The sequence below is a fragment of the Streptomyces bikiniensis genome, from assembly GCF_000716625.1.
In the GTDB taxonomy this organism is placed as follows: domain Bacteria; phylum Actinomycetota; class Actinomycetes; order Streptomycetales; family Streptomycetaceae; genus Streptomyces; species Streptomyces bikiniensis.
Map to the genome: position 1 here is coordinate 1 of NZ_JNXJ01000038.1, position 24,287 is coordinate 24,287.

Annotated in this window: 22 protein-coding genes and 2 pseudogenes; 5 read left to right on the forward strand and 19 right to left on the reverse strand. The window is 73.1% G+C overall.

Features of this window, described 5'->3' with window-relative positions; translation table 11 throughout:
• From OO47_RS25665 to OO47_RS25690, 6 genes and pseudogenes are all read right to left on the reverse strand, one after another.
• Window positions 1-1,410: pseudogene (locus OO47_RS25665) on the reverse strand (nicotinate-nucleotide--dimethylbenzimidazole phosphoribosyltransferase); the annotation flags it as partial.
• A 303-nt stretch (window positions 1,411-1,713) separates the two neighbouring features.
• Window positions 1,714-2,958 (reverse strand): precorrin-6y C5,15-methyltransferase (decarboxylating) subunit CbiE, encoded by a 1,245-nt coding sequence (gene cbiE / locus OO47_RS25670; RefSeq protein WP_030214768.1) that lies wholly within the window; start codon window positions 2,956-2,958, stop codon window positions 1,714-1,716.
• 60 nt (window positions 2,959-3,018) lie between these two features.
• Window positions 3,019-3,654, reverse strand: a complete 636-nt coding sequence (locus tag OO47_RS25675; protein ID WP_030214766.1) for a GNAT family N-acetyltransferase — start codon at window positions 3,652-3,654, stop codon at window positions 3,019-3,021.
• A gap of 182 nt (window positions 3,655-3,836) precedes the next feature.
• Window positions 3,837-4,694, reverse strand: coding sequence for a MetQ/NlpA family ABC transporter substrate-binding protein (locus OO47_RS25680; RefSeq protein ID WP_030214764.1), 858 nt, complete (start codon window positions 4,692-4,694; stop codon window positions 3,837-3,839).
• A gap of 94 nt (window positions 4,695-4,788) precedes the next feature.
• Complete coding sequence (locus OO47_RS25685; RefSeq protein ID WP_030214762.1) at window positions 4,789-5,457, reverse strand: methionine ABC transporter permease; 669 nt, start codon at window positions 5,455-5,457, stop codon at window positions 4,789-4,791.
• Window positions 5,454-6,533 (reverse strand): methionine ABC transporter ATP-binding protein, encoded by a 1,080-nt coding sequence (locus OO47_RS25690; RefSeq protein WP_030214760.1) that lies wholly within the window; start codon window positions 6,531-6,533, stop codon window positions 5,454-5,456. The genes OO47_RS25685 and OO47_RS25690 overlap by 4 nt, the downstream gene beginning before the upstream one ends.
• Before the next feature lie 561 nt (window positions 6,534-7,094).
• On the opposite strand from OO47_RS25690, the gene OO47_RS25695 reads away from it, so the two are divergent.
• Window positions 7,095-7,457 carry a hypothetical protein gene (locus OO47_RS25695; protein ID WP_030214758.1) on the forward strand — a complete coding sequence of 121 codons (363 nt, stop codon included), beginning with the start codon at window positions 7,095-7,097 and terminating at the stop codon, window positions 7,455-7,457.
• A gap of 2 nt (window positions 7,458-7,459) precedes the next feature.
• On the forward strand, window positions 7,460-7,870 hold the full coding sequence (locus tag OO47_RS25700; RefSeq protein ID WP_030214756.1) for a hypothetical protein: 411 nt from the start codon (window positions 7,460-7,462) through the stop codon (window positions 7,868-7,870).
• Between the two features lie 20 nt (window positions 7,871-7,890).
• Here the strand turns inward: OO47_RS25700 and OO47_RS25705 are convergent, their stop codons facing one another.
• The 3 genes from OO47_RS25705 to OO47_RS25715 all read right to left on the reverse strand — a co-directional run bounded on the left by OO47_RS25705 (window position 7,891) and on the right by OO47_RS25715 (window position 10,384).
• Window positions 7,891-8,379 (reverse strand): GNAT family N-acetyltransferase, encoded by a 489-nt coding sequence (locus OO47_RS25705; protein ID WP_030214755.1) that lies wholly within the window; start codon window positions 8,377-8,379, stop codon window positions 7,891-7,893.
• 36 nt (window positions 8,380-8,415) lie between these two features.
• Window positions 8,416-9,045, reverse strand: a complete 630-nt coding sequence (locus OO47_RS25710; protein ID WP_030214754.1) for a sigma-70 family RNA polymerase sigma factor — start codon at window positions 9,043-9,045, stop codon at window positions 8,416-8,418.
• A 148-nt stretch (window positions 9,046-9,193) separates the two neighbouring features.
• Window positions 9,194-10,384 (reverse strand): glycerophosphodiester phosphodiesterase, encoded by a 1,191-nt coding sequence (locus tag OO47_RS25715; RefSeq protein WP_030214752.1) that lies wholly within the window; start codon window positions 10,382-10,384, stop codon window positions 9,194-9,196.
• Between the two features lie 241 nt (window positions 10,385-10,625).
• Here OO47_RS25715 and OO47_RS25720 point away from each other — a divergent pair, with 241 nt between their 5' ends.
• The gene (locus OO47_RS25720; protein WP_030214747.1) at window positions 10,626-11,297 is read left to right on the forward strand and encodes a lysophospholipid acyltransferase family protein; all 672 of its coding nucleotides are present in this window, start codon (window positions 10,626-10,628) and stop codon (window positions 11,295-11,297) included.
• A gap of 104 nt (window positions 11,298-11,401) precedes the next feature.
• On the opposite strand, the gene OO47_RS25725 is transcribed toward OO47_RS25720, so the two are convergent.
• The 3 genes from OO47_RS25725 to argH all read right to left on the reverse strand — a co-directional run bounded on the left by OO47_RS25725 (window position 11,402) and on the right by argH (window position 15,177).
• Window positions 11,402-12,946 (reverse strand): MFS transporter, encoded by a 1,545-nt coding sequence (locus OO47_RS25725; RefSeq protein ID WP_030214737.1) that lies wholly within the window; start codon window positions 12,944-12,946, stop codon window positions 11,402-11,404.
• Window positions 12,943-13,494 (reverse strand): TetR/AcrR family transcriptional regulator, encoded by a 552-nt coding sequence (locus OO47_RS25730; RefSeq protein WP_030214732.1) that lies wholly within the window; start codon window positions 13,492-13,494, stop codon window positions 12,943-12,945. The genes OO47_RS25725 and OO47_RS25730 overlap by 4 nt, the downstream gene beginning before the upstream one ends.
• A gap of 255 nt (window positions 13,495-13,749) precedes the next feature.
• A complete protein-coding gene (argH, locus tag OO47_RS25735) occupies window positions 13,750-15,177 on the reverse strand; it encodes an argininosuccinate lyase (protein WP_030214731.1) in 1,428 nt (475 codons plus the stop codon).
• A 379-nt stretch (window positions 15,178-15,556) separates the two neighbouring features.
• On the opposite strand from argH, the gene OO47_RS25740 reads away from it, so the two are divergent.
• A complete protein-coding gene (locus tag OO47_RS25740; RefSeq protein WP_063831933.1) occupies window positions 15,557-16,837 on the forward strand; it encodes a hypothetical protein in 1,281 nt (426 codons plus the stop codon).
• A gap of 68 nt (window positions 16,838-16,905) precedes the next feature.
• Entirely contained in the window at window positions 16,906-17,508 is a 603-nt protein-coding gene (locus tag OO47_RS25745) for a pyridoxamine 5'-phosphate oxidase family protein (protein WP_030214729.1), read from the forward strand.
• A 42-nt stretch (window positions 17,509-17,550) separates the two neighbouring features.
• Here OO47_RS25745 and OO47_RS25750 read toward each other — a convergent pair whose 3' ends face one another.
• The 7 genes and pseudogenes from OO47_RS25750 to OO47_RS25780 form a co-directional block, all read right to left on the reverse strand.
• A complete protein-coding gene (locus OO47_RS25750) occupies window positions 17,551-18,081 on the reverse strand; it encodes an arginine repressor (protein WP_030214728.1) in 531 nt (176 codons plus the stop codon).
• Between the two features lie 7 nt (window positions 18,082-18,088).
• A complete protein-coding gene (locus tag OO47_RS25755) occupies window positions 18,089-19,309 on the reverse strand; it encodes an acetylornithine transaminase (RefSeq protein ID WP_030214727.1) in 1,221 nt (406 codons plus the stop codon).
• Window positions 19,306-20,220: an acetylglutamate kinase gene (argB, locus tag OO47_RS25760; RefSeq protein WP_030214725.1), complete on the reverse strand. Its 915-nt coding sequence runs from the start codon at window positions 20,218-20,220 to the stop codon at window positions 19,306-19,308. Before argB ends, OO47_RS25755 begins: the two co-directional genes overlap by 4 nt.
• Window positions 20,217-21,241: pseudogene (locus tag OO47_RS33570) on the reverse strand (bifunctional glutamate N-acetyltransferase/amino-acid acetyltransferase). The gene argB and the pseudogene OO47_RS33570 overlap by 4 nt, the downstream one beginning before the upstream one ends.
• Before the next feature lie 118 nt (window positions 21,242-21,359).
• Window positions 21,360-22,388, reverse strand: a complete 1,029-nt coding sequence (argC, locus tag OO47_RS25770) for an N-acetyl-gamma-glutamyl-phosphate reductase (protein ID WP_030215210.1) — start codon at window positions 22,386-22,388, stop codon at window positions 21,360-21,362.
• Between the two features lie 26 nt (window positions 22,389-22,414).
• Window positions 22,415-23,251 carry a hypothetical protein gene (locus OO47_RS33575; RefSeq protein ID WP_407696359.1) on the reverse strand — a complete coding sequence of 279 codons (837 nt, stop codon included), beginning with the start codon at window positions 23,249-23,251 and terminating at the stop codon, window positions 22,415-22,417.
• 383 nt (window positions 23,252-23,634) lie between these two features.
• Complete coding sequence (locus OO47_RS25780; protein ID WP_030214722.1) at window positions 23,635-24,147, reverse strand: hypothetical protein; 513 nt, start codon at window positions 24,145-24,147, stop codon at window positions 23,635-23,637.
• Between the last annotated feature and the right edge of the window lie 140 nt (window positions 24,148-24,287).

The window sequence follows — 24,287 nt, forward strand, 5'->3', positions numbered from 1 at the left end:
CTCCTGGGCCGGGGCGGGGGCCTCCTGGGCCGGGGCGGGGGCCTCGCCCTGGGGCGGTTCCGGTGTCGCGGTGGGCTCCGGGGTCTCCTGCTCCTGCGGCTGTCCGGGGGCGGTCTCCGCGGTCGGTTCGGCGGGGGGCTGCTCCGCCGGGGCCTCGGGCTCGGCGGTGGGCTCCTGGGCCTGCTCGGGCCCGTCCGGTGCGGCGGCGACCGGGGCGGGCTCCGGCTCGGCGGCTTCCGGTGCCACCGGCTCGGGCTCGCGCGGGGCGGGCACGACGATCGCCTCGGGACCGGTCGGCTCCTCCCAGATCTCCGGGGCGGCCTCGGGCGCCGGCTCCGCCGCGGCGGCGGGCGCCTCGGGCCGCTCCTCGGGCGCGGGAACCGGCTCGGGGGCCGGGGGCTGCTCCCCGGTCGGCGTCGGGGCCAGGTGCGGGGCCGTCGGGACGGCGCCCTCCACCTGAACGAACCGGCCGGAGTGGTCCGGCTGCGGGACGACCGTTTCTGCGGGGGGCTGCGCCACCGGTTCCTGCGCGGTCCACGGTTCGGCGCCCTGCGGCGCGAGCTGCTGCTCCTGCGCGATGTCGAAGTACTCGGGGCCCGTGGTCGGCGGGCCCGGGGTGCGGACCGGGACGGGGGCGGGGCCGGTGGCCACGAGGGGCTCCGGGGCGGGCTGCGGGGCCGGGGCGGGCGCGGTGGCCGGGCCCCGGTCGGCCAGCGAGCGCACGACTCCGCCGGTGCCCTCGGGCACGGGCGGGCCCATGTGCAGGGGGCGGCGGGCGGGCGGCGGGGTCTGCGCCACGGCCGGCGGGGGCACGGGGGCGCCGCCGAGGTCGACGGAGCCCGAGTCGTGGCCGGCGGGCTCGTGCGCGCCGGTGTCGAGGATGCCCGGCTCGTAGCCGTGGTCGGTGACGACCGGCTCGTGGGGGGCGGCGGGGACGCCGTGGGCGGGCGTGCCCGCGACGGGGACGCCGTGTGCCGGGGTGCCGGGGTACGGGGCGATCGGTACGCCCTGCGGCGGGGTCTGGCCCTGCGGGGCGGTCAGGGCGTCGCCGAGGGCGACGGGCCGCTCGGGGAGCGGGTCCGTGAGCGGGTCCGGCAGGGGGTCCGTCAGCGGGTCGCCCGTCGGGGCCGGGGCCTCCTGGTGCGGGGCGGCGTGCGGGACGCCCTGGTGCGGGACCGCGGGGGCCGCCGGGGGGGGCGGCACGGCGACCGGCGGCGCGGGCACGACGCCCGGCGGGTGCTCGCTCCAGGCGCCCTGGGCGCCCGGCATCAGCAGCAGGTCGTCGTCCTCGGCGGTGTGCTCGGAGGGGTCCAGGAAGGTGTACGCGTCCGGTGCGGGGATGCCCGGCTGCTCGACCATGCCTGCGTTCTCCGGCAGTCCCTCGCCCGGGACCTGGCCGGTGTCCGTCATGCGTACCCCTCGCCCATCGCTTGTGCTCCTTCAGACCTGTGCCCGTCGACAAGAACGAGCGTGCGCGCCGCGCGGCACGAAGGACGCGGGCACCTGCACATTGTCCCGGCCCTCGGCCTCCGTGGCAGGAAGATTCGCCACGGTGCGCTGTGGACTGCGCCACGTCGCGCGGTCCCCCCTTGTCGCGTACCACACGGGTGACTCCGAAGGGCCACCATTTCCGGACATCGACACACGAAGTGACGAACGTCCGGACGCGGTACAACAATCGGCCAGCCTACCTCGCCCGGTGGGGCGGGCGGATCACGGGGCGCGTTCGATCCTGCGTCCGGAGAGCAGGAAGACCGCCGAACGATCGCGTTCCGACCAGGTGTCCGGGTCGAGTCCGACGGTCTGGAGGAGGAGGATTTCGACGGCGTAGCCCCCGGCGGCGGTGAGGGCGGCCCCGATCGCCTCGGCCTCGTCGCGGGTGGAGGCGTGGGCGACGATGCGTTCCGGGCGCCGGTCGGCGCAGGCGGTGACGACGGGGACGCCGCCGGTCGCGATCCGTACGACGTCGGGTTCGGGAAGGCTCTCCAGGACGTGCGGGGCGCGGCCCCGGACGGCCTGGAGGAGGACGCCGTGGCGGCGGGCGGCGGCCTCGGTACGGGCGCAGGCGGCCGGGTCGAGGTCGACGGCGATGACGGCGGCGCCGAAGCGGGCGGCCTCGACGGAGAAGGCGCCGCCCGCGCAGCCGATGTCCCAGACGAGGTCGCCGGTGCGGGGCCCGAGACGGGCGAGCTGGGCGGCGCGGAGGGCGGGGTCCTCACCCGCTTTCGGACGGACCTGATCGGTTCCGGTGGCGTGCCCCTCGGAGTCGTACTCCTGCGTGGGGAGGCCCCAGCCGCGGACCGGGCGGACGGAGGGGTCCTGGCCCGCCAGCCAGGGGACGGCCGGGGTGCCGCCGCCCCCGCCGATGACGAGGACGACGTTCGGGTCGCGCCAGGTGTGGTCGGCGGCCTTGTCGGAGGTGAGGACGGAGACCCGTTCGCGGTCGGTGCCCAGTTCCTCGCAGACGACGAAGGTGCGGTGGACCCCGTCGAGGAGCAGGGCGAGTTCGGCGGGGCCCGCGCCCGGCGAGGTGAGGACGGCGACCTTGGGGTGGGCGCGGCAGACGTTGACGGCGCGGCGCAGGGTGCGCTGGTGGGCGACGACGGTCCGGGCGTCCTCCCAGGGCATGCCGGCGCGGGCGAAGGCGGCGGCGACGGAGGAGACGGCGGGGACGACCTCGACCTCCAGGCCGTGCTCGGGGGCGCGCAGGGTGCGGACGACGCCGAAGAAGCCGGGGTCGCCGTCGGCGAGGACGACGGCGGTGCCGCGGTGGCCGGCGATGCGGCGGGCGGCGAGGTCGACGCTGCCGAGGCGGATGCGTTCGGCGGCGGGCGGCACCTCGGGCCGGGTCAGGTGGTGGCCGGCTCCGGCCACCAGGGTGGCGGCGGAGAGCGCGGACAGGGCCGCCGGGGAAAGGGGCGAGCCGTCCCAGCCGATCACCGTGACGCGGTCGGCCATCGTCGTCTGTCTCCCTGTGGTGTTGTCGCAGGTCGGGGGCGTGCCGAGCGTACCCGGTCCTCAGCTCCAGTCGGTGTACGAGGAGTATCCGGCGTCGGCCATCTGGTCGGCGGCGTCGTCCAGGTCCTCGGGGAGGAGGCCCCAGAGGATGAAGTCGGTGCGCAGCTCGGTCCAGCCGCCGTCCTCGGTCCGGGTGCGGGCTATGCAGGCGTTGCGCAGGACGCCCTCGCTGATGCAGCCGATCTTCTGGGCGACCTGCTGGGAGGCGGTGTTGTCGGCGGCGGTGCGCAGTTCCAGGCGTTCGAACTTCTGGTCGTTGAAGAGCCAGCGGGCGGTGGCGAGGGCGGCTTCGGAGGCGTAGCCCTCGCCGCGGGCCCAGGGGGCGACGATGTAGGAGAGTTCGGTGGAGCGGACGCGCCAGTCGGTGTGGGCCAGTTGGACGATGCCGACGAGGCGCTGGGTGAGGAACTCGGTGACGGCGAGGTCGAGTCCGCGGCCCGCGGCGCGCTCGGCGGGCGCGTAGTGGGTGATCCAGTGGTGGGCGGCGGCCTCGGTGAAGGGCTGGGGCACGGCGGTCCAGGCGCCGACGAGTTCGTCGTTCATCATCTCGGCGAGCGCGGGGGCGTCCGCCTCCTCCAGCGCGCGCAGCACCAACCGGTCCGTGTTGATGGAGATGTCCGGAAAGGTGGTAGTCATGCGCAGCTCCATGCCGTGGACCGTCCGAATCGACCGTGAACGCACAGCATGCAGCATGCCACCGCCGGTGCGCATGGCCGGGTCGGGTACGGCGGAAGGCCCCGCGCACCGGACGGGGTGCGGGGGGCCTTCCGTTCAAGGAACGTACGGGGGAACCGTTCTGACGGCTCCTCGGGCGGCGCCTACTTCTGGGGGGCGCCGAAGGCCGGGACGACCGAGCCCTTGTAGGTGTCCTCGATGTACTTCTTCACCTCGGGCGAGTTGAGGAGCCGGGCGAGCTTCTGCACGCGGGCGTCCTTCTCGTTGCCCGCCTTGACGGCGAGGAAGTTGGCGTACGGGTTGCCCTCGGCCTTCTCCAGAGCGAGGGCGTCCTTCGCCGGCTCCAGCTTCGCCTCCAGGGCGTAGTTGCCGTTGATGACGGCGGCGTCGACGTCGTTCAGGGCGCGGGGCACGGTGGCGGCCTCCAGCTCCTTGAACTCCAGGCCCTTCTTGTCGGTGATGTCGGAGAGCTTGGCGTTGGTGCCGACGCCGTCCTTGATCGCGATCAGGCCGTTCTCGGCGAGGAGCTGGAGCGCGCGGCCGCCGTTGGTGGTGTCGTTGGGGACGGCTATGGTCTGGCCGGGCTTGATGTCCTTCAGCGACTTGAGCTTCTTGGAGTAGAGGCCCAGGGGCTCCAGGTGGACGTTGACCACGGGGACGACGGTGGTCTTGTTCTTCTGGTTGAAGTCGTCCAGGTACGGCTTGTGCTGGAAGAAGTTGGCGTCGACCTGGCCGGACTGGGTGGCGGTGTTCGGCAGGACGTAGTCCGTGAACTCCTTCACCTCCAGCTTCAGGCCGGCCTTCTCGGCCAGGTTGTCCTTGACGTAGTCGAGGATGTCGGCGTGCGGCGTCGGGGACGCGGCGACGACGAGGGGCTTGTCGGCGGCGCCGGCCGGGTCCTTGGAGGAGGACGGGTCGGAGGAGGTGCCGCAGGCGCTCAGGCCGAGGGCGAGGGCTGCGGTGGCGGCGACGCCGGCGGTGAGCTTGATGTTCTTGCGCACGAAGAGTGCCTCTTTCAGGTGGAGTGGTAGTCGTCTGGACAACAAGTCCGGACTGTTCTTCGAAGGACGAAGCCGGGGGGCGGGGCGGGACGGCTCAGGCCGTGCGGCCCCGGCGGGCGAGGAGCCGGACGACTCCGTCGCCGATGAGCTGGACCACGGTCACGATCACGACGAGGACGACCACCGTGACGAGCATGAAGGTGGTGTCGAAGCGCTGGTAGCCGTAGGTGACGGCCTTGGAGCCGAGTCCCTCGCCGCCGACCGCGCCGGCCATCGCGGAGTAGCCGATGAGCACGATCACGGTGGTGGTGACGGCCGAGACCAGGGAGGGCAGGGCCTGCGGGAGCAGGACCTTGCGGACGATGGTGGGGATGCCGCCGCCCATGGCCTGGATGGCTTCGACCAGTCCGTGGTCGACCTCGCGGATCGCGGTCTCGACGAGGCGCGCGAAGAAGGGGATGGCGCCGATGGCGAGTGGCACGATCATCGCGGTCGGGCCGATGAAGGTGCCGACGACGAAGGTGGTGAAGGGGATCAGGGCGATCAGCAGGATGATGAAGGGCAGCGAGCGCCCGACGTTCACGATCGCGCCGACGACCTTGTTCACCGGCCGGTTCTGCAGCAGTCCGCCCTTGTCCGTGAGGACGAGGAGGATGCCGAGCGGCAGGCCGCCGAGGACGGTGACGAACGTGGCCCACAGGACCATGTAGAGGGTGTCGACGGTGCCCTGCTCCAGCAGGGGCTGCATCTCGGACCAGGTCACTTCGCACCTTCCTTCACCAGTGCGGACGCGTCGGCGGACTGCGGCGCGGCCTCGGCGTTCTCGGGGTTCTCGGGGTCTTCCACGAGTTCGACCTGGAGGCCCTGCTCGCGCAGGAAGCCGACCGGGACGACGTTCTCCTCGTACCGTCCGGGCAGTTCGATCCGCATCCGGCCGATCTGCCTGCCGCCGACGGTGTCCATCGCCGCCCCGAGGATCGAGATGTCGATGTTGTACGTGCGGGAGAGCTGGGAGATGACCGGCCGGGTCGCGGCCTCGCCGTGGAAGGTGACGTCGACGACCGTGCGGTCGGGGCCGGTGGGGGCGCCTCCGACGGGGAAGAGCTCGGCGGCCAGCTGGGAGCCGGGGGTGGCGAGCAGTTCGCCGACGGTGCCGGACTCGACGACGCGCCCGTGCTGCATGAGGGCGGCGGAGTCGCAGATGGTCTTGACGACGTCCATCTCGTGCGTGATGAGCAGGACGGTGAGGCCGAGCTGCTGGTTGAGGTCGCGCAGGAGCTGGAGGATGGAGCGGGTGGTCTCCGGGTCGAGGGCGCTGGTGGCCTCGTCGGAGAGGAGGACCTTGGGCTTGCCGGCGAGGGCGCGGGCGATGCCGACGCGCTGCTTCTGGCCGCCGGAGAGCTGGGCGGGGTAGGCCTTGGCCTTGTCGGCGAGGCCGACGAGGTCGAGGAGTTCCAGGGCGCGGCGGGAGCGCTCGGCGCCGGATATGCCGAGGATCTCCAGGGGGAGCTCGATGTTGTCCTTGACCGTGCGGGAGGACAGCAGGTTGAAGTGCTGGAAGACCATGCCGATGCTGCTGCGCGCCCGGCGCAGGTCCCTGCCCGCGCGGCGGCCCCTGCCGGCGAGGGCGGTGAGGTCGACGCCGTCGACGGTCACCGTGCCGGAGGTGGGGCGCTCCAGGAGGTTGACGCAGCGGATGAGGGAGGACTTGCCGGCGCCGCTCTGGCCGATCACGCCGAACACCTCGCCCTCGCGGACGTGGAGGTCGACGCCGTCCAGAGCGGTGACCCGCCGGCCGCGCGACTCGTAGACCTTGGTCAGGCCCGAAGTGGTGATCACAGGGGTTTCCGTCACTGTCGAGTGCGCGACGCGGGGTCCGTCACGCACGGGGCATTCGTCATCGGACAGTCAGGCGCACGGGGGCCGGTCCGGCGGGTGGCCGGGCGTCGGCAGGTGCGCGGGGCAGGCACGGTCCGCCGCCGTGGGCGGGTGGGACCGGTGCGGCCGTCGGTCTCGCTTCGGGGCGCGAAACGCAGCGGGGGCCCTCAGATGGCGCACATTCGACACGTACAACGAGCACCGGGCGTCGTGATCGCCTCGGTCGCAAGGGTGCGGCTGCTCGTCGTGGTCATGTGTGCAAGTAAAGCACGCACGGTCGGGGACGAAAGGGAGCTGTCCGAATAGCGGACGTCACTGAGATGCCATGCGGACAGCCTGGAAGTGCTCGTTCCGCTTCTCTCCCTTGTGCGGCCTGGAGGGACAGGGGTGAGGGGCGGGTGCGGAGGGGGTCCGGGCGGGGCGCCTTCTGTGGCCAAGGCCACGCGGGGGCGGGGGGCGGTGGGGGGGCGGTGGGGAGGGGCGAGCGCATCGGGTCATTCGGACCGTAATACCCTCGGGCGCATGCTCGACGCCCTGACGGTCGCGGTCTCCGTGGCCGCGCTCGCCCTCGCCGCCTGGTGCGGCTTCGCCGCCTTCCGCGACCAGCCGACCAAGGACTGGCACTTCATCGGCATGGCCGTGGTGACCTTCCTGGTCCTGGTCCAGCTGATCGTCGGCATCGTGCAGCTGGCGCGCGGCGAGAAGGCCGAGGAGGGCACGACGATCTTCGTCGCCTATCTGCTCGGCGCGCTGTGCGCGGTGCCGATCGCCGGGTTCATGTCGCTCGCGGAGCGCAGCCGGTGGGGTTCGACGACGGTGGCGGCCGGCGCGGTCGTCCTGGCCGTGCTCGAAGTACGTCTCCACGACATCTGGACGGTGGGCTGACCATGACCGCGACCGAGGGAACGACCCGCCTGGTCAAGGGGCCGGGCATGCTCCTCGTCTGGCTGTACGGCGTGATGTCGGTCGGCGCGGTCTCCCGCTCGATCTACCAGATCTCCACCGAGTTCGACCGGGCGCCGCTCGCGTACTCCCTGTCCGCGGTGGCGGCCGTCGTCTACGTCTTCATCACGTACACGCTGGTACGGGGCGGGGAGAAGGCCCGCAGGGCGGCGCTGGCGTGCTGCGCCGCCGAGCTCGCGGGCGTGCTGGTCGTGGGGGCCTGGACGCTGGTCGAGCCGTCCGCCTTCCCGGACTCGACGGTCTGGTCGGACTTCGGCTACGGCTACGTCTTCATTCCGGTGCTGCTGCCGCTGACCGGGATCTGGTGGCTGCGGAGGGCCAGGACCACCGCCTAGAACGCGTGCAGGGGGTGCCCCTAGGCGGCCTTCTCCAGGGTGACCAGGGTGAGCCTGGGGCCGAGTTCCCTGGTGGCGACCTGGGCGTACCCCTTGCTGCGGTAGAGGCGCAGGTTGACCTCGCTGCGGTGGCCGGTGAAGAGCTGGAAGCGCTTGGCGGGGGACGTCGCCTCGGGGGCGGCGGCGAAGTGGCGCTCGATGGCGTCGAGGAGCCGGCCGCCGAGGCCGTGCCGCCGCATCCGGGGGTGGACGATGAGTTTGGCGATCCGTACGGTGCCGTCCTCGTCGATGCGGGCCCGTACGGAGGCGACGACCTCGTCGCCGAGGCGGGCCACGAGCCCGTGCCCCTCCTCCAGTTCGGCGCGCAGGGCGTCGAGCGACTGGGTGAGCGGTTCGATGGACCAGTCCCCGTAGAGCTCCGCCTCGCTCTGGTAGCAGAGGTACTGCAGCTTCAGGATGTGCTCCGCGTCCCGCGCGTCCGCCGCTGAGATGGTCACACTCAGGCCCATGTGTGCACGCCTCCCGCTCATCTGTCGATCATCGGTTCAACACACCCTTCCCCGACGACCCGGGGCGGGAACCTCTGCCGCCAGCATTCTGCGCAGGCATCCCAGGCAACGGGAACGCATCGGCCCCAGACTCCCCTGTGAGATACCCAACTCTCCTGCGATTTCGCGGTAGGTGGGGTCCTTCGGGTCGAGCATCGCGGCGAGGACGCCGGGGCAGCGGCCGGGGGTGCGGGTGACGGCGGCGCGCAGGGTGCGCCGGCCCTCGGCGGCGAGCAGGGAGTGCTCCGGGGAGCCGTGGGGCTCGGCGCCGCACGGCTCCTGGGCGGGTTCGTCCGGGTAGGGGCGTTCGCGGTCGCTGGTCCTGCGGGCGCGGCGGGCCTCGGCCCGTACCGCCCGGCGCAGCCATGCGGCGGGCCGGGCGGGGGCGCCGGCCTCCCGGAGGCGTTCCAGGAGGCGGAGCCAGACGGCCTGTTCCAGGTCGCCGGGGTCGACGCCGGCGCCCGGCGCCTCGGCGTCCGACTCGGCGGCGAGGAGCGGGGCGAGTTCGGCGAGGAGGCCGGTCGCGGACGGGCCGGCGAGGGGAGCGGGAGGTACGGGCGCGGGTGCGGGTGCGGCCGCGGTTGCGGGTGCAGCTACGGGCTCGGCGAGGGTGTCGGGGGTGGTCATGCCCCGCACGATGCCGGGGCACGCGCGCGTGGTTGCGGTACGGGGCGTAAACCACCCGGGAGGGGGTCGTGCGGGTTTGGAGTCCTCCCGGGAGGGGCGTGCGGGCCCGGAGTTCCTGGCTTCGGGCCCGCACGGGGCGGCGCGTTCGTCAGCCGCGGGCGGTGAAGTCCGCGGCGGCGAGCAGGGCGGTGTCCGGGTTGTCGGAGAAGATGCCGTCGATGCCCGTCTCCAGGTACTTCCTCAGGGCCCCGAAGGAGTCGCCGTAGGCGTTCGGGTCGGCGCCCCGGCGGAACTCGGCGGGCAGGAAGGCGTTCTCGTTGCGGTGCGTGTACGGGTGGAGGACGAGCCCGGCCTCGTGCGCGTCGCGGACCAGGGTGGTCGGGGTGCCGAGCCGGCCGGCCGCGTCCCGGGGGATCACCAGGTCGAGCGTGGGCCCGATGCCCTTCGCGTACGAGGAGATCCACCGCAGGCCCTCGGGGGTGATCAGGTCCGCGACCGTGCGCGGGTCCCCGGCCTCGGTGAAGTCCCAGGGGCGGGTGCCCGCGCCGGAGAGCAGGACCACGCCGGGGGCGTCGACCAGCTTCGCCAGGCGCTGGATGCTGCTCGGTTCGAAGGACTGGAGGATGACCGGGGAGTGAGCGCGGTGGCGCCCGTACCGGCGCAGCAGCCTGGCGAGCCGCTCCTCCGGGCCGAGGCCGAGGGAGCGGAAGTAGCTGGGGTGCTTGGTCTCGACGTACAGCCAGACCTCGCGGCCCCGGCGGCGGCCCTCCTCGTCGGCCCAGCGCAGCACCTCCTCGAAGGTGGGGACCGTCCAGCGTCCGTCGTAGAGGGTGTTCTCCTGGCGGTTGCCCGGGATGCGCTCCTTGGCGCGGAGGGTCTTGAGCTCGGCGAGCGTGAAGTCCTCGGTGAACCAGCCGGTGAGCTTGGTCCCGTCGACGGTCTTGGTGGTCTTCCGGGAGGCGAACTCGGGACGGTCGGCGACGTCGGTGGTGCCGGTGATGTCGTTCTCGTGGCGGCAGACCAGGTGCCCGTCCCGGGTGGGGACGAGGTCCTGCTCGATGACGTGGGCGCCGAGGTCGAGGGCCAGCCGATAGGAGCCCAGGGTGTGTTCGGGGCGGTAGCCGCTCGCGCCGCGGTGGCCGATGACGGTGGGGACGGGGAGGGAGCGGTAGCCGCGGCCGCGGCCGTGCGCGCCGCTCGCCCCGGGGGCGGTCCGCGGGGCCCGGTCGGCGGCCTGCGCGGTGCCGGCGGTGAGGGCCGCGGAGGCGCCGAGGACGGTGGCGCCCGCCGCGCCGAGAACCGTCCGCCGCGCCGGGGTCCGGCGTTCGCCCTGGGTCATGAGGGATCCTCCTGAGTGGACCGTGATGTGATGTCCCGCACCTGTCGGCGGTGGACCCGACGCTAGGCACAGAGCCCCTACGGGCGGCAGACCTGCGCCGAACATGGCGGAAACACGCGTCAACACTGCGTATCCACTCGGTGAACCCGATGTGCGCGCGGTGGTGACCCGCGAGTATCGTCGCCGGGTGCACCGTCGGTGCGGCCGCCTTCGCCCGACCCGCTTCCCACCGGAGGAACCGTTGTCCCGTCTCGCGATCATCAAGGCAGTGCTCGGGCCGGTCATGCGCCTGATGTTCCGCCCCCGCGTGGAGGGCGCCGAGAACATCCCGGGAACGGGTCCCGTGATCCTCGCGGGCAACCACCTGACCTTCATCGACTCGATGATCATGCCGATCTGCCTGGACCGCCCGGTCCACTTCATCGGCAAGGACGAGTACGTGACGGGCAAGGGGATCAAGGGCCGGGCGATGGCCTGGTTCTTCACCAGCGTCGGCATGATCCCGGTGGACCGGGACGGCGGCCGGGGCGGGGTGGCGGCGCTGATGACGGGGCGCCGGGTCCTGGAGGAGGGCAAGGTCTTCTCGATCTACCCGGAGGGCACCCGCTCCCCCGACGGGCGGCTGTACCGGGGCCGTACGGGCATCGCGCGGCTGACCCTGATGACGGGCGCGCCGGTGGTGCCGTTCGCGATGATCGGCACCGACAAGATCCAGCCGGGCGGGGCGGGCTTCCCTCGCCCGGGCCGGGTGACGGTCCGCTTCGGCGAGGCGATGGAGTTCTCGCGGTACGAGGGGATGGACCGCGACCGCTACGTCCTGCGGGCGGTGACGGACTCGGTGATGGCCGAGGTGATGCGGCTCTCCGGACAGGAGTACGTGGACATGTACGCCACCAAGGCGAAGGCCGCGTAGGTCCCGCTCGTACGCGCACGGAAGCGCCCCCGTACGGTTTCCGCCGTACGGGGGCGCTTCCGTGCGCGGGGCGGGCCCGGCTGCGGGAGGCCCGGGGCCGCGCGTCAGTGCTCGATGCCGTCGGCCAGCTTCTGGCCCCTGAGCAGGAACCAGGCCGCGACCGCCGTCGCGAGGAGGACCGCCGCGCCGACGCCGGCCGCGATCCGCAGGCCGTCGACGAAGGCCTCCTGGCCGGCCGAGACGAGGGCCGTCGCCGTCTGCGGGGCGAGGGACGCGGAGGCCTCGACGGCGCCGCCCAGGGATTCGTGGGCGGCCGAGGCGACGTCCGAGGGGACGCCGGCCGGGACGGTGAAGCCCCGGTAGACCCCGGTGACGATGGAGCCGAGGACGGCGATGCCGAGCGCGGCGCCCAGTTCGTACGCGGTCTCGGAGACGGCGGACGCGGAGCCGGCCTGCTCCTTGGGGACGCTGGAGAGGATGACGTCGGCGGTGACGGTGAAGGCGAAGCCCGCGCCGATGCCGACGACGAGCAGGGCGGCGCCGAGCAGCGGGTAGCCGGTGTGCTGGTCGAGACCGGTCAGGACGGCGAGGGAGAGGCCGACCGCCGCGAGGCCGGCGGTCACCACGGACCGTACGGAGAAGCGGCGGGCCGCGACGCCCGCGACCAGTCCCGCGGTGACCGCGCCGACCGCGGCGGGCAGTTCGGCGAGTCCGGCCTCCAGCGGCTGGCGGCCCTGGACCAGCTGGAAGAACTGGGACAGGAAGAACACCAGGCCGGAGAGGCCGAGGATGGTCAGCAGGTCCGCGAGGACGGCGCCGGAGAAGCCGCGGTGGCGGAAGAGGCGCATGTCGAGGAGGGGCGCGGGCAGGGTGAGCTGCCTGCGGACGAACCAGGTGAGCGCGCCGGCACCGGCGAGGGCGGCGAGGCCCGCGTCCGGGGAGGGGCCGTGCGAGGCCAGTTCCTTGATCGCGTAGACGACGCCGATCATGCCGACGAGGGAGAGGGCGACGCTGGGCAGGTCCCAGGGGCCCGGGTTCGGGTTCTTCGACTCGGGGATCAGCTTGACGCCGACGAGGACGAGGACGGCCATGACGGGCAGGTTGATGAGGAAGACCGAGCCCCACCAGAAGTGCTCCAGGAGGAAGCCGCCGACGACCGGTCCGACGGCCGCGCCGGCGGAGGCCATGGCGCCCCAGATGCCGATGGCGAGGCTGCGCTCGCGCGGGTCGTGGAAGAGGTTGCGGATGAGCGCCAGGGTGGACGGCATCAGGGTCGCGCCGGCGACGCCGAGGAGGGCGCGGGCGACGATCATCGTCTCGGGGCTGGTCGCGTAGGCGTTGAGCACGGAGACGGCGCCGAAGGCGGTGGCACCGATGAGGAGCAGCTTCTTGCGGCCGATGCGGTCGCCGAGGCTGCCCATGGAGACCAGGAGTCCGGCGATGACGAAGGAGTAGACGTCGCCGATCCAGAGCAGCTGGGTGCCGGTGGGCTTCAGGTCCTCGGAGAGGAAGGGGGTGGCGAGGCCCAGCACCGTGGCGTCGACCGCCACGAGCAGGACGGCCAGGACGAGGACGGAGAGGGCGAGCCACCGGCCGGGGCGGCGCACGCCCTCGGTATGGCCCGTGTTCTTGAAGGTGCTGGTGGTCACTTCTCCACGCTCCTGCGCGCTCCGCCGAGCAGCAGCTCGACGATCATGTACTGGAAGTCCTTGGCGGCGACCCGGCCGTCCTGCACGGCCCAGGCGCCGGCCCCGACGAGCCCGTAGAGGGCCTCGGTGAGCCAGGCGGGGGTCAGGTCGATACGGAAGACGCCGTTCTCCTGTCCGCGCCGGAAGAGTGCGGAGATCCGGGCGTCGATGCGCGCCCAGCCCTCGTTCTGCTGGTCGCCCTCGAAGAGCTGGTTCTCGGTGACGAGGAACGAGAGCAGGGGGCCGACGGGTTCGACCGCGGCGACGAGCCGGCGTACGGCGTCGTCCTCGGGTCCCTCGTCGATCGCGGCGGTGTCGAGGGCCGCCTCCAGCTCCTGGAGGCCGAGCTCTTCGAGCGCCCGCACCAGGGCGTCGCGCCCGGCGAAGTGCCGGTGCAGCGTGGCCCGGCCGATCCCGGCGGCCCGGGCGACCTCGTCCATCGTGGCGGTCGCCTTACGGGTGAGCAGGGCGGCGGCGGCGCGGAGCACCTGGGTGCGGTCGACTGACATGAGACGATCATACACCCTATGAGACATCAGTGTCTCATTCGATAAATCGACGCCTCATCGGGGATGTCCGGTGCGGGGACGAGGCGCCGTGGTCACGGCCTCGTGCCCGCGGGGGCGGCGGAGGCGCACGCGGCCGCACGGAGCGGAAAACACCTCGCCGCCGCCTGCTCCCGCGCGTCGACGAGCGGATCGGGTCGATCCGGCCGGATTTCGACGCGCTCGCGGAGCGGGCGGCGGCGCTGCGGGGCTACGCGGTCAGTGCTTGGCGGTGGCCCAGGCGTGCTGGATCACCAGGTCCGCCTTGACCTCGACGAGCTGGACGGCGACGGCGGAGGGGGCGGTGCCGCCCCGGCCGTTGCGGGAGGCGAGGGCGCCGGGGACGTTGAGGACCGTGCGGACCTCGGGGGTGAGGTGCTCGGAGATCTTGGCGAACTGCTCGTCCGTCAGCTCGTCCAGCTCCTTGTCCTCGGACTCGGCGACCTTCACGCACTCGCCGGCCACCTCGTGCGCCACCCGGAACGGCACGCCCTGCTTGACCAGCCACTCCGCGATGTCCGTGGCCAGCGAGAAGCCGGCCGGGGCGAGGGCCTCCATGCGCTCCCGGTTGACGGTGAGCGTGGCCATCATCCCGGTGAAGGCGGGCAGCAGGACCTCCAGCTGGTCGCAGGAGTCGAAGACCGGCTCCTTGTCCTCCTGGAGGTCCCGGTTGTAGGCGAGCGGAAGCGCCTTGAGCGTGGCCATCAGACCGGAGAGGTTGCCGATGAGGCGGCCGGACTTGCCCCGGGCGAGCTCCGCGATGTCGGGGTTCTTCTTCTGCGGCATGATCGACGAGCCGGTGGAGAAGGCGTCGTGGAGGGTCACGAAGGAGAACTCCTTCGTGTTCCAGATGATGACCTCCTCCGCGATCCGGGAGAGGTTCACCCCGATCATCGCGGTGATGAAGGCGAACTCGGCGACGAAGTCGCGGGAGGCCGTGCCGTCGATCGAGTTGCCCGCGCTGCCCCGCTCGAAGCCCAGGTCCTTCGCGACCGCCTCCGGGTCGAGGCCGAGGGAGGAGCCGGCGAGGGCGCCGGAGCCGTACGGGGAGACCGCCGTCCGGGTGTCCCACTGGCGCAGCCGCTCGGCGTCCCGGGAGAGGGACTGGACGTGGGCCAGGACGTGGTGGGCGAAGAGCACCGGCTGGGCGTGCTGGAGGTGGGTGCGGCCGGGCATGGCGACGTCGGCGTGCGCCTCGGCGAGGCCGACGAGGGCGTCCTGGAGGTCGGCGAGGAGGCCGCCGATGATCCGGGCGTGGTCGCGCAGGTACATCCGGAAGAGGGTGGCGACCTGGTCGTTCCGGGACCGGCCGGCGCGCAGCTTGCCGCCGAGGTCCGGGCCGAGGCGCTCCAGGAGGCCCCGCTCCAGGGCGGTGTGGACGTCCTCGTCGGCGATCGTCCCGACGAAGGAGCCGTCCGCGACGTCCGCCTCCAATCGGTCGAGTCCGGCCAGCATGCGGGTCAGCTCGTCCTGGGTGAGCAGACCCGCCGCGTGCAGCACGCGCGCGTGGGCGCGGGAGCCGGCGATGTCGTACGGGGCGAGACGCCAGTCGAAGTGGACCGACGCGGACAGCTTCGCCAGGGCCTCGGCGGGACCGTCGGCGAACCGTCCGCCCCAGAGCCGTACGTCACCGTTGTTGCTGCTCACAGCTGCTGCTCCTCGGGAGGGTGGGTGGACCGTCGCCTTCCCGGCCCGGGGGCCTCGCGGCGGGCCGGAAGAAGCGGTGGCCCGGAGAAGACGATGGCATAACTATGCAATCCTCCGTATGTTTTGTCAACGCGCTGCGGCGGGTGCGGTGGGGCGCGCGGCTCCGGCTCGATATCCGGCGGCACCCCCGACCGTCCGTCTCCAGGGCCTGTCCGGCGGATCAGGGTCGGGTGGGCCGCGGCGTCCGGTGCGGTGGCTCGCAAGGCGCCGGAGCGGTTCGACAGCGGAGCTGTCGGGGCGTTTCGGCAACGCGGCGAGGTGCCGTGCCGGACGCCGCGGCCCCGGCCATGATCCGCCGGACAGGCCCTAGGATCCGCCCATGCCGACCAGTGTTTTCGAAGAGCTCGCAGGCCGTTTCGCCCGGATACCGGAGGGGGCCGGCGCGGAGGCGTGGGCCGGCTTCGACGAGGGCGTCCGCGCCGAGCTGCGGTGGGGCTCCTCCCTGCCGCCCGTCCACACCTGGTTCCCCGGCGCCCCGGGTCGGCGGCCCGCCGCCGCCGAGACGGCCGTCGCCCTGTGCGGCCCCGACGGGCGGACGCGGGAGGTCGCCCTCTCCTACGTGCGCGGCGTCCCCGGGCTCCTCCCCCTGGTCGTCGTCCGGTGCGCCGACTGGGCCGGCCCCGTACGGGAGCGGGCGCGGTCCGTCCTGCGCTCGGAGCTGCCGGGGCTGCCGCACGGGACGTTCGGCGACCTCCTGGCGGCCGCCCTGCTGCTCTCCGGGCGACGGCACGGGGACGCCGCGCGGCAACTGCTGACCGGACTCCTGTGGGAGGGGCCCGGGAGCCGGGTGACCGCGCTGCTCGGAAGCGGCGACCGGAGGGTCCGGCGGCTCGCCCACCGGATCGGGCTGGAGCGCGGTCTGCTCTCCCCCGGCCGGCTCGCGGAGATCGCCGCCACCGATCCCGACGTGGTCGTCCAGGACCTGTGCGCGAACGCGGCGCTCGCGACGATCGGGGACGGCGGGGACGGGGACCACGGGGTCGTCCTCGCCCCGCTCCTGCGCTCCCGGCAGGGCCGGGCACGGGCCGCCGGGGTCACCGGGCTGCGCCGGGCGGGACGGGCCGCCGAGGCCGAGCCGTTCCTGCACGACCGCTCCGCGTCGGTGCGCGCCTGCGCCCGCTGGGTGCTGCGGCAGGCGGGCACCGAGCCGCTGCCGCTCTACCGGGCGGCCTGCGCCGCCGGGGGCGGGGTGCCCGACGACGCGCCGCTCGGGCTCGCCGAGTGCGGCGACCGGTCCGTGGACGTGCCGGCCCTGTGGGTGCTGACGGGCCACGAGCGGCCCCGTGTGCGGGCGAGCGCCGTGGCGGGACTGCGCCGGCTCGACGCCGTACGGGTCGAGCCCCTCGTACCCCTGCTGGACGACGGTTCGGCGCGGGTCGTGCGGGAGGTCGTGGCGGCGCTGCTGCCATGGGCCCGCCGGCTTCCGGCCGACGCGCTCCTCCGGCGCGCGACCGCCGCCCCGGCCCCGCACGTGCGGAAGGGCGCGCTGCGGCTGCTCGCCGAGACCGGTGGCGCCGCGTTCCGGGAGGCGGTCCGGGTGCTCGCCGACGACCCGGACCCGAAGCTGCGTGCCCGGGCACGTGCGGCAGCGGGGGCATGAACGCCTTCTTTCGCAAGGGACTCGCCAAGGCGTCGCCCCCCGCGGTGGCGGTGAGCAGAATGCGGACCATGGGAAAGACATACGAACGTATCGAGGGACGGCTGCGCACCTTCATCGAGGAGCAGCCGGTCTTCTTCACCGCGACTGCTCCCCTGTCCGGCGACGGCCACGTCAACCTCTCCCCCAAGGGCCGGTACGGCACCCTCGTGGTGCTCGACGAACTGACCCTCGCCTACGTGGACTTCGGCGGCAGCAGCGCCGAGACGCTCGCGCACCTGCGGGAGCCGGGCAACGGGCGGATCACCCTGATGTGGACCGCGTTCTCGGGGCCGCCGACGGTGGTCCGGGTGCACGGGACCGGGGAGGCGGTGCTCCGCGACGACCCGCGCTGGAGCGAGCTGTTCGGGCGGTTCCCGGCCGAGGCCGTGGAGGGGCAGGGCAGTGCGCGGGCGATCGTCCTGGTGCGGGCGCACCGGATCAGCGACTCGTGCGGGTTCGCCGTCCCGCTGATGGAGTACCGGGAGGAACGGACGCTGCACGCCGAGTACTTCAACCGGAAGACGGACGAGGAGTTCAACGCGTACTGCGAGGGCAAGGAGCACATCGCGAGCAGCCTGGACGGGCTGCCCGCGCTGCCGCTGCCCCTGCCGCCGCTGCCCGCGGGCGGGTGACCCGTACGGGACGGGCCGTACGGGTCCGCACCGCGGGCGGGCCTACTTCTGGGCCAGCTTCAGGAGGTGGTCCGCCAGGGCCTGGCCGCCCACCGGGTCGCGGCTGATCAGCAGGAGGGTGTCGTCGCCCGCGATCGTGCCGAGGATCGCGTGCAGTTCGGCCTGGTCGATGGCCGACGCGAGGAACTGGGCGGCGCCCGGCGGGGTCCGCAGGACCACCAGGTTCGCGGAGGCCTCGGCGGAGATCAGCAGCTCGCCGGAGAGGCGCCGCATGCGCTCCTCCTTGGCGGACTCGCCGAGCGGGGCCTGCGGGGTGCGGAAGCCGCCCTCGCTGGGCACCGCGTAGATCAGCTCGCCGCCGGTGTTGCGGATCTTCACCGCGCCCAGCTCGTCGAGGTCGCGGGAGAGCGTCGCCTGCGTGACGCTCAGCCCGTCGTCCGCGAGGAGCTTGGCCAGCTGGCTCTGCGAGCGCACCGGCTGCCGGTTGAGGATGTCGACGATCCTGCGGTGGCGTGCGGTGCGGGTCTGCGGAACGGACGGCCCTCCGTGCTCGTTCTCCTGCGCGTCGGTCATCGTCGTCTCATTCTCCGCTTCGTCCTTGCCCGTTCACCACGTCGAGGACTCCGGGCAGGGCCTGGACGAAGGCGTCCGCCTCGGCGTCGGTGAGGAGCAGCGAAGGCATGATCCGTACGACATCGGGGGCGGGCGCGTTCACCAGGAGGCCGGCGTCCTGAGCCGCCTGCTGCACCTGGGGCGCGAGGGACTCCGTGAGCACGATACCCAGCAGGAGGCCCGCGCCACGGACGTGGGAGACCAGCGGGTGGCCCAGGGCCTCGATTCCCTGCCGCAGCCGCTCCCCGACCGCCTTCACGTGGTCGAGGGCCGCGTCGGCGGCGAGGGTGTCCAGGACGGCGAGTCCGGCGGCGCAGGCGACCGGGTTGCCGCCGAAGGTGGTGCCGTGGTGGCCCGGGCCGAAGAGGTCGGCGGCCGGACCGAAGGCGACGGTCGCGCCGATCGGGAGGCCGCCGCCGAGGCCCTTGGCGAGGGTGACGACGTCCGCCTCGACGCCTTCCGCCTGGGCCGCGAACCAGTGGCCGCAGCGGCCGATGCCGGTCTGGACCTCGTCGAGGACGAGCAGGGTGCCGGTGGCGCGGGTGATCTCCCGGGCCGCCTTGAGGTAGCCCGGGGGCGGGACGACCACGCCGTTCTCGCCCTGGATCGGCTCGATGATCACGAGCGCGGTGTCCTCGGTGACCGCGGCCCGCAGCGCCTCGGCGTCACCGTACGGCACGTGGGTGACGTCGCCGGGCAGCGGCAGGAAGGGGGTCTGCTTGGCGGGCTGGCCGGTGAGGGCGAGGGAGCCCATGGTCCGCCCGTGGAAGCCGCCGTGGGTGGAGACCATGTGGGGGCGGCCGGTGAGCCGGCCGAGCTTGAAGGCGCCCTCGACGGCCTCGGCGCCCGAGTTGCAGAAGAAGACCCTGCCGGGCCGGCCGAAGAGGCCGAGGAGCCGTTCGGCGAGGGCGACGGGCGGTTCGGCGGCGAAGAGGTTGGAGACGTGGCCGAGGGTGCCGACCTGCCGGGAGACGGCCTCGACGACCGCCGGGTGGGCGTGGCCGAGGGCGTTGACGGCGATGCCGCCGACGAAGTCCAGGTACTCCTTGCCGTCGGCGTCCCAGACCTTGGCGCCCTCGCCGCGGACGAGGGGCAGTCGGGGCGTGCCGTAGTTGTTCATGAGCGAGCCCTGCCACCGGCGGGTCAACTCGGCGTTGCCGGTGCTGTCGTTGGTGTCGGTGCCGCTCATCGGTTCCCCCGTCCGTGGTGGTCGTCCGGTACGACCATCGTGCCGATGCCCTCGTCGGTGAAGATCTCCAGCAGGATCGAGTGCTGGACGCGGCCGTCGATCACGCGGGCCGTGGTGACCCCGTTCCGTACGGCGTGCAGGCAGCCCTCCATCTTGGGGACCATGCCGCTGGAGAGCTCGGGCAGCAGCTTCTCCAGCTGGCTCGCGGTGAGCCTGCTGATGACCTCGTCGCTGTTCGGCCAGTCCTCGTAGAGGCCCTCGACGTCGGTCAGGACCATCAGGGTCTCGGCACCCAGCGCCGCAGCGAGTGCCGCAGCCGCCGTATCAGCATTGACGTTGTAGACATGTCCGTCGTCCTGGGAGCGTGCGATGGAGGAGACGACCGGGATCCGGCCGTCCTCCAGGAGTGCTTCGATGGCGCCGGTCTCGATGGCGGTGATCTCGCCGACCCGGCCGATGTCGACCTGCTCGCCCTCGATGAGCGGCCGGTGCTGGGTGGCGGTGATGGTGCGGGCGTCCTCGCCGGTCATGCCGACGGCGAACGGGCCGTGCTGGTTGAGCAGTCCGACGAGCTCGCGCTGGACCTGGCCGGCGAGCACCATCCGTACGACGTCCATCGCCTCGGGGGTGGTGACCCGGAGGCCGGCCTTGAACTCGCTGACCAGGCCGTGCCGGTCGAGGGCGGCGTTGATCTGGGGGCCGCCGCCGTGCACCACGACCGGCCTGAGGCCGGCGTGCCGCAGGAAGACGACGTCCTGGGCGAAGGCGGCCTTGAGGTCCTCGTCGACCATGGCGTTGCCGCCGAACTTGATGACGACGGTCTTACCGTGGTGGCGGGTGAGCCAGGGCAGGGCCTCGATGAGGATCTGGGCCTTGGGGAGCGCGGTGTGCTTCCGCGTGGCGCCGGTCACGACGAGTACGCGCTGTTCTCGTGGACGTAGTCCGCGGTGAGGTCGTTGGCCCAGATGACGGCGGACTCGGTGCCGGCGGCGAGGTCGGCGGTGATGGTGACCTCCCGGTAGCGCATGTCGACGAGGTCGCGGTCCTCGCCGACGGAGCCGTTCCGGCAGACCCAGACGCCGTTGATGGCGACGTTGAGCTCGTCGGGCTCGAAGGCGGCCGAGGTGGTGCCGATGGCGGAGAGCACCCGGCCCCAGTTGGGGTCCTCGCCGTGGATGGCGCACTTGAGGAGGTTGTTGCGGGCGATGGAGCGGCCGACCTCGACGGCGTCGTCCTCGGTCGCGGCGTTGACCACCTCGATGCGGATGTCCTTGCTGGCGCCCTCGGCGTCGCCGATGAGCTGGCGGGCGAGGTCGTCGCAGACGGCCCGTACGGCCTCGGCGAACTCGTCCTGGGCGGGGGTGAGGCCGGAGGCGCCGGAGGCGAGGAGCAGGACGGTGTCGTTGGTGGACATGCAGCCGTCGGAGTCGACCCGGTCGAAGGTGGTGCGGGTGGCGCTCCGGAGGGCGCCGTCGAGGCCCTGGGCGTCCACGTCGGCGTCGGTGGTGAGGACGACGAGCATGGTGGCGAGGCCGGGGGCGAGCATGCCGGCGCCCTTGGCCATGCCGCCGACCGTCCAGCCATGAGGCCGGTGGAGGCGACGGCGACCTCACCGGCGCCGACCTCCTCGCCCCGTGCGGACAGGACTTCGGCGGCCTTCTCGGCGGTGGCGTGGGTGTCCTGGAAGCCCTGGGGACCGGTGCAGGCGTTGGCGCCGCCGGAGTTGAGGACGACGGCGGTCAGTTCGCCGTCGGCGAGGACCTGCTGGGACCAGACGACGGGGGCGGCCTTGACGCGGTTGGAGGTGAAGACTCCCGCGGCGGCGCGGCGGGGCCCGGTGTTGACCACGAGGGCCAGGTCCGGGTTGCCGTTCTGCTTGATCCCGGCGGCGATGCCCGCCGCCGTGAATCCCTTCGCTGCGGTGACGCTCACTGTGCTTCTCCGTTCTCCCCCAGGGCCGACGCCTGGGAGGTGCCCCCGTCTCCGCCCGCGCGGCACAAGGGTGTGGGCTTCGTCGTCGTCTGCAGACCGGTGGCTGCGCGTGCGTCGCTCACGGAGCGACTCCAATCGTGGAAAGTCCGGTGTCCTCGGGGAGCCCGAGGGCGGTGTTCATGCTCTGCACCGCGCCGCCGGCGGTGCCCTTGGTGAGGTTGTCGATGGCGCTGATCGCGATGATCCGGTTCGCACCGGGGTCGTACGCGACCTGGATCTGAACGGCGTTGGAACCGTGGACGGACGCGGTCGCCGGCCACTGCCCCTCGGGGAGCAGGTGGACGAACGGCTCGTCCGCGAAGGCCTTCTCGTACGCGGCCCGTACGGCCTCGGCGGTGGTGCCCGGCTTCGCGGCGGCCGTGCAGGTGGCGAGGATGCCGCGGGGCATCGGGGCCAGGGTGGGGGTGAAGGAGACGGTGACCCGCTCCCCCGCCGGTCCGCTGAGGTTCTGGATCATCTCGGGGGTGTGGCGGTGGCCGCCGCCGACCCCGTACGGGGACATGCTGCCCATGACCTCGCTGCCGAGCAGGTGCGGCTTGGCGGCCTTGCCGGCGCCGGAGGTTCCGGAGGCCGCGACGATCACGGCCTCGGGCTCGGCGAGGCCGTTCGCGTACGCGGGGAAGAGCGCGAGCGAGACGGCGGTGGGGTAGCAGCCGGGCACCGCGACGCGCTTGGACCCTTCGAGGGCGGCGCGGGCGCCCGGCAGTTCGGGGAGGCCGTAGGGCCAGGTCCCGGCGTGCGGGGAGCCGTAGTACGTCTCCCAGTCGGCCGGGTCCTTCAGCCGGAAGTCGGCGCCCATGTCGACGACGAGGACGTCCGGGCCGAGCTGCTCGGCGACGGCCGCGGACCGGCCGTGCGGCAGGGCGAGGAAGACGACGTCGTGCCCGGCGAGCTCCTCGGCGGCGGTGGGCACGAGGACGCGGTCGGCGAGCGGGAGCAGGTGGGGCTGGAGGGCCCCGAGTCGCTGACCGGCGTTGGAGTGGCCGGTCAAGGCCCCGATCTCGACGTGGGGGTGCGCCAGGAGCAGACGCAGGAGCTCTCCGCCCGCGTATCCGCTCGCGCCCGCCACTGCTACTCGTACCGTCATCGAAACCCTCCTCATGGATGGCATGACTATACGCAAGCCTGCACTTTTATGCAACGAGCCGCGGGGGCGCCGGCCTCCTGCCGGACCCGGACGCCCCGGCCGGCACCCGCACGCCCGGGGAGGCGGGCCGGAGGAAAAGCGGGTGCCGACTCGGGGGCCGACGTGCCGCTTCGTCGGGTGCGGCGCCGCCCTGTCAGCCTCCGGTTCCGAGGGCGCGGAAGCCGAGGTGGCGTGCGACCGGCGTACGGGGTGGCCTCCGGGGTCGCCGGTGAGCCAGGAGCCATCACCCAAGGGGACCAGGTCGTACGGGCGGGCCGCTTCAGGTCGATCTCGCCGCGGAGGACGCCCGTGCGCACGTCGACCAAGTGGTGACGGAACCACTCCTCCTCGTACCGGCCCTCGCCGCCCAGGGTGACGACGGCCGGCTCCGGGGTCAGGTAGCCGCCGCTCCACTCCACGAACGTCTCCTCCGGGTCGTATCCGAAGGCCTCGACGGGGAGGGTGAGGAGCACGTCCCCTTCGGGGTGGCGGTGGAAGGCGACATCCGCCCGCCCGCGGTCGAAGGTCATGAACCGCTCGCCGTCCGGCGACAGGTCGATCAGGCAGCGGTCCTGCCACGGGTACGTCGCGAACTCCGGCTCGCCACCGACTCCGGCCCTACCCCTGAGGACGACCGAACCGTCCTGGCCCTCACCGACGTCCAGGTGGACGCTGCCGTCCACCGGGTGCACGCGGTGGAGGGCACCGTGCCCGGCCGTCTCCAGCTCCCGGCGGGCGATCACCGCCCCACCGTCGACGTCGTACACGACCCACTGGCCCCCGTCCCCGCGCCCCGCCATCGCGTCCGGCCGGTAAACCCACACGCTCCGGCCGTCGAGAGACAGCGCGCAGCCGGGCCGATGACCATGCGGTCGGTCGGAGTGCGGCTCGGAATCCGACGCCCACACGGGGTTGCCGGCGCGCGAGGCAGACGACGTCGTTCGGCGTCGTGTACACGACGCGCTCCAGATCGGGCTGGACCGCCGACTCCACGACCTCGTCCCCGCGCCGCGGACGGAACACCCCCGCGGGCTCCAGCGGCCCCGGCGCGCCGGAGCCCACGACGTAAGCGTGGATCTCTCCGTCGCGGCCCCGGCCATGATCCGCCGGACAGGCCCTGGTGTCCGGCATCGATCGTCCGGCTCGACCCGGTCCACCACGCGCGTGCCGGCGGGGACGACCGCGGTACGCATCGCGGATCACCACATCACAGATAGTCGAAGAATCTGGTCCACCAGGTGACTTCACCACGGAGGGCCCACTCCGCCATGCGCGTGACCCCGTCGTAGGGGCGCCGCAGGGCGGACTCAGGGATCAGTACGTAGCCGAGGGAGCGCGCCGCCTCCTCCACCGTGCGGCGGTCGGCAGAGGTCAGAGCCCCAGCCTCCTCAGCCTCGTCCAGGTCGCCGTAGCAGCCGGGGAAATCCGCGGAGGCGACGGCGAGATCCCCGAAGTTGCTCAGCCGGACCACGATCCGCTCCCCCGCCCCGGTCGCCTCGGCGGGGACGCAGACGGTCGCATGGAAGCTCGCGTCCTGGACGCCGGTGTCGGCCGGACAGCGGCAGTCGAAGGCTGTCTGCAACCGGTCGACCAGGGCACGGACGCGGGCGAGGGCCCGAGGGTGGTCGAAGCCGTACGGGAACTCCAGGTGGGCAGGGGCCGGCGCACGGTCGGCCGCGCGCAGGATCGCGTCGACGGCGCCCGCTTCCGCCTCTCCCATCCTCCGCTCCTTCCCTTTCCCCTCTTCTTTCTCTTCCGTCACGGGTCCGTACTCTCGCAGAAGCTTCGGTCCGGCGATGTCGATACGGTCGCCCCTTCCGCGCACCGAGTCCTTTCCACGGGGTTCCCCTACGCCCTCTT

Excerpts from the sequence above, each read along its gene's own strand:
- OO47_RS25755 (WP_030214727.1), bottom strand. The coding sequence starts at position 19,309 with ATGAGCGGCACCGACACCAACGACAGCACCGGCAACGCCGAGTTGACC.
- OO47_RS25745 (WP_030214729.1), top strand. The coding sequence starts at position 16,906 with ATGGGAAAGACATACGAACGTATCGAGGGACGGCTGCGCACCTTCATC.
- OO47_RS25750 (WP_030214728.1), bottom strand. The coding sequence starts at position 18,081 with ATGACCGACGCGCAGGAGAACGAGCACGGAGGGCCGTCCGTTCCGCAG.
- OO47_RS25710 (WP_030214754.1), bottom strand. The coding sequence starts at position 9,045 with ATGACCACCCCCGACACCCTCGCCGAGCCCGTAGCTGCACCCGCAACC.
- OO47_RS25740 (WP_063831933.1), top strand. The coding sequence starts at position 15,557 with ATGCCGACCAGTGTTTTCGAAGAGCTCGCAGGCCGTTTCGCCCGGATA.
- OO47_RS25715 (WP_030214752.1), bottom strand. The coding sequence starts at position 10,384 with ATGACCCAGGGCGAACGCCGGACCCCGGCGCGGCGGACGGTTCTCGGC.
- OO47_RS25675 (WP_030214766.1), bottom strand. The coding sequence starts at position 3,654 with ATGACTACCACCTTTCCGGACATCTCCATCAACACGGACCGGTTGGTG.
- cbiE (WP_030214768.1), bottom strand. The coding sequence starts at position 2,958 with ATGGCCGACCGCGTCACGGTGATCGGCTGGGACGGCTCGCCCCTTTCC.
- OO47_RS25730 (WP_030214732.1), bottom strand. The coding sequence starts at position 13,494 with ATGTCAGTCGACCGCACCCAGGTGCTCCGCGCCGCCGCCGCCCTGCTC.
- argC (WP_030215210.1), bottom strand. The coding sequence starts at position 22,388 with ATGACGGTACGAGTAGCAGTGGCGGGCGCGAGCGGATACGCGGGCGGA.
- OO47_RS25780 (WP_030214722.1), bottom strand. The coding sequence starts at position 24,147 with ATGGGAGAGGCGGAAGCGGGCGCCGTCGACGCGATCCTGCGCGCGGCC.
- OO47_RS25700 (WP_030214756.1), top strand. The coding sequence starts at position 7,460 with ATGACCGCGACCGAGGGAACGACCCGCCTGGTCAAGGGGCCGGGCATG.
- OO47_RS25695 (WP_030214758.1), top strand. The coding sequence starts at position 7,095 with ATGCTCGACGCCCTGACGGTCGCGGTCTCCGTGGCCGCGCTCGCCCTC.
- OO47_RS25705 (WP_030214755.1), bottom strand. The coding sequence starts at position 8,379 with ATGGGCCTGAGTGTGACCATCTCAGCGGCGGACGCGCGGGACGCGGAG.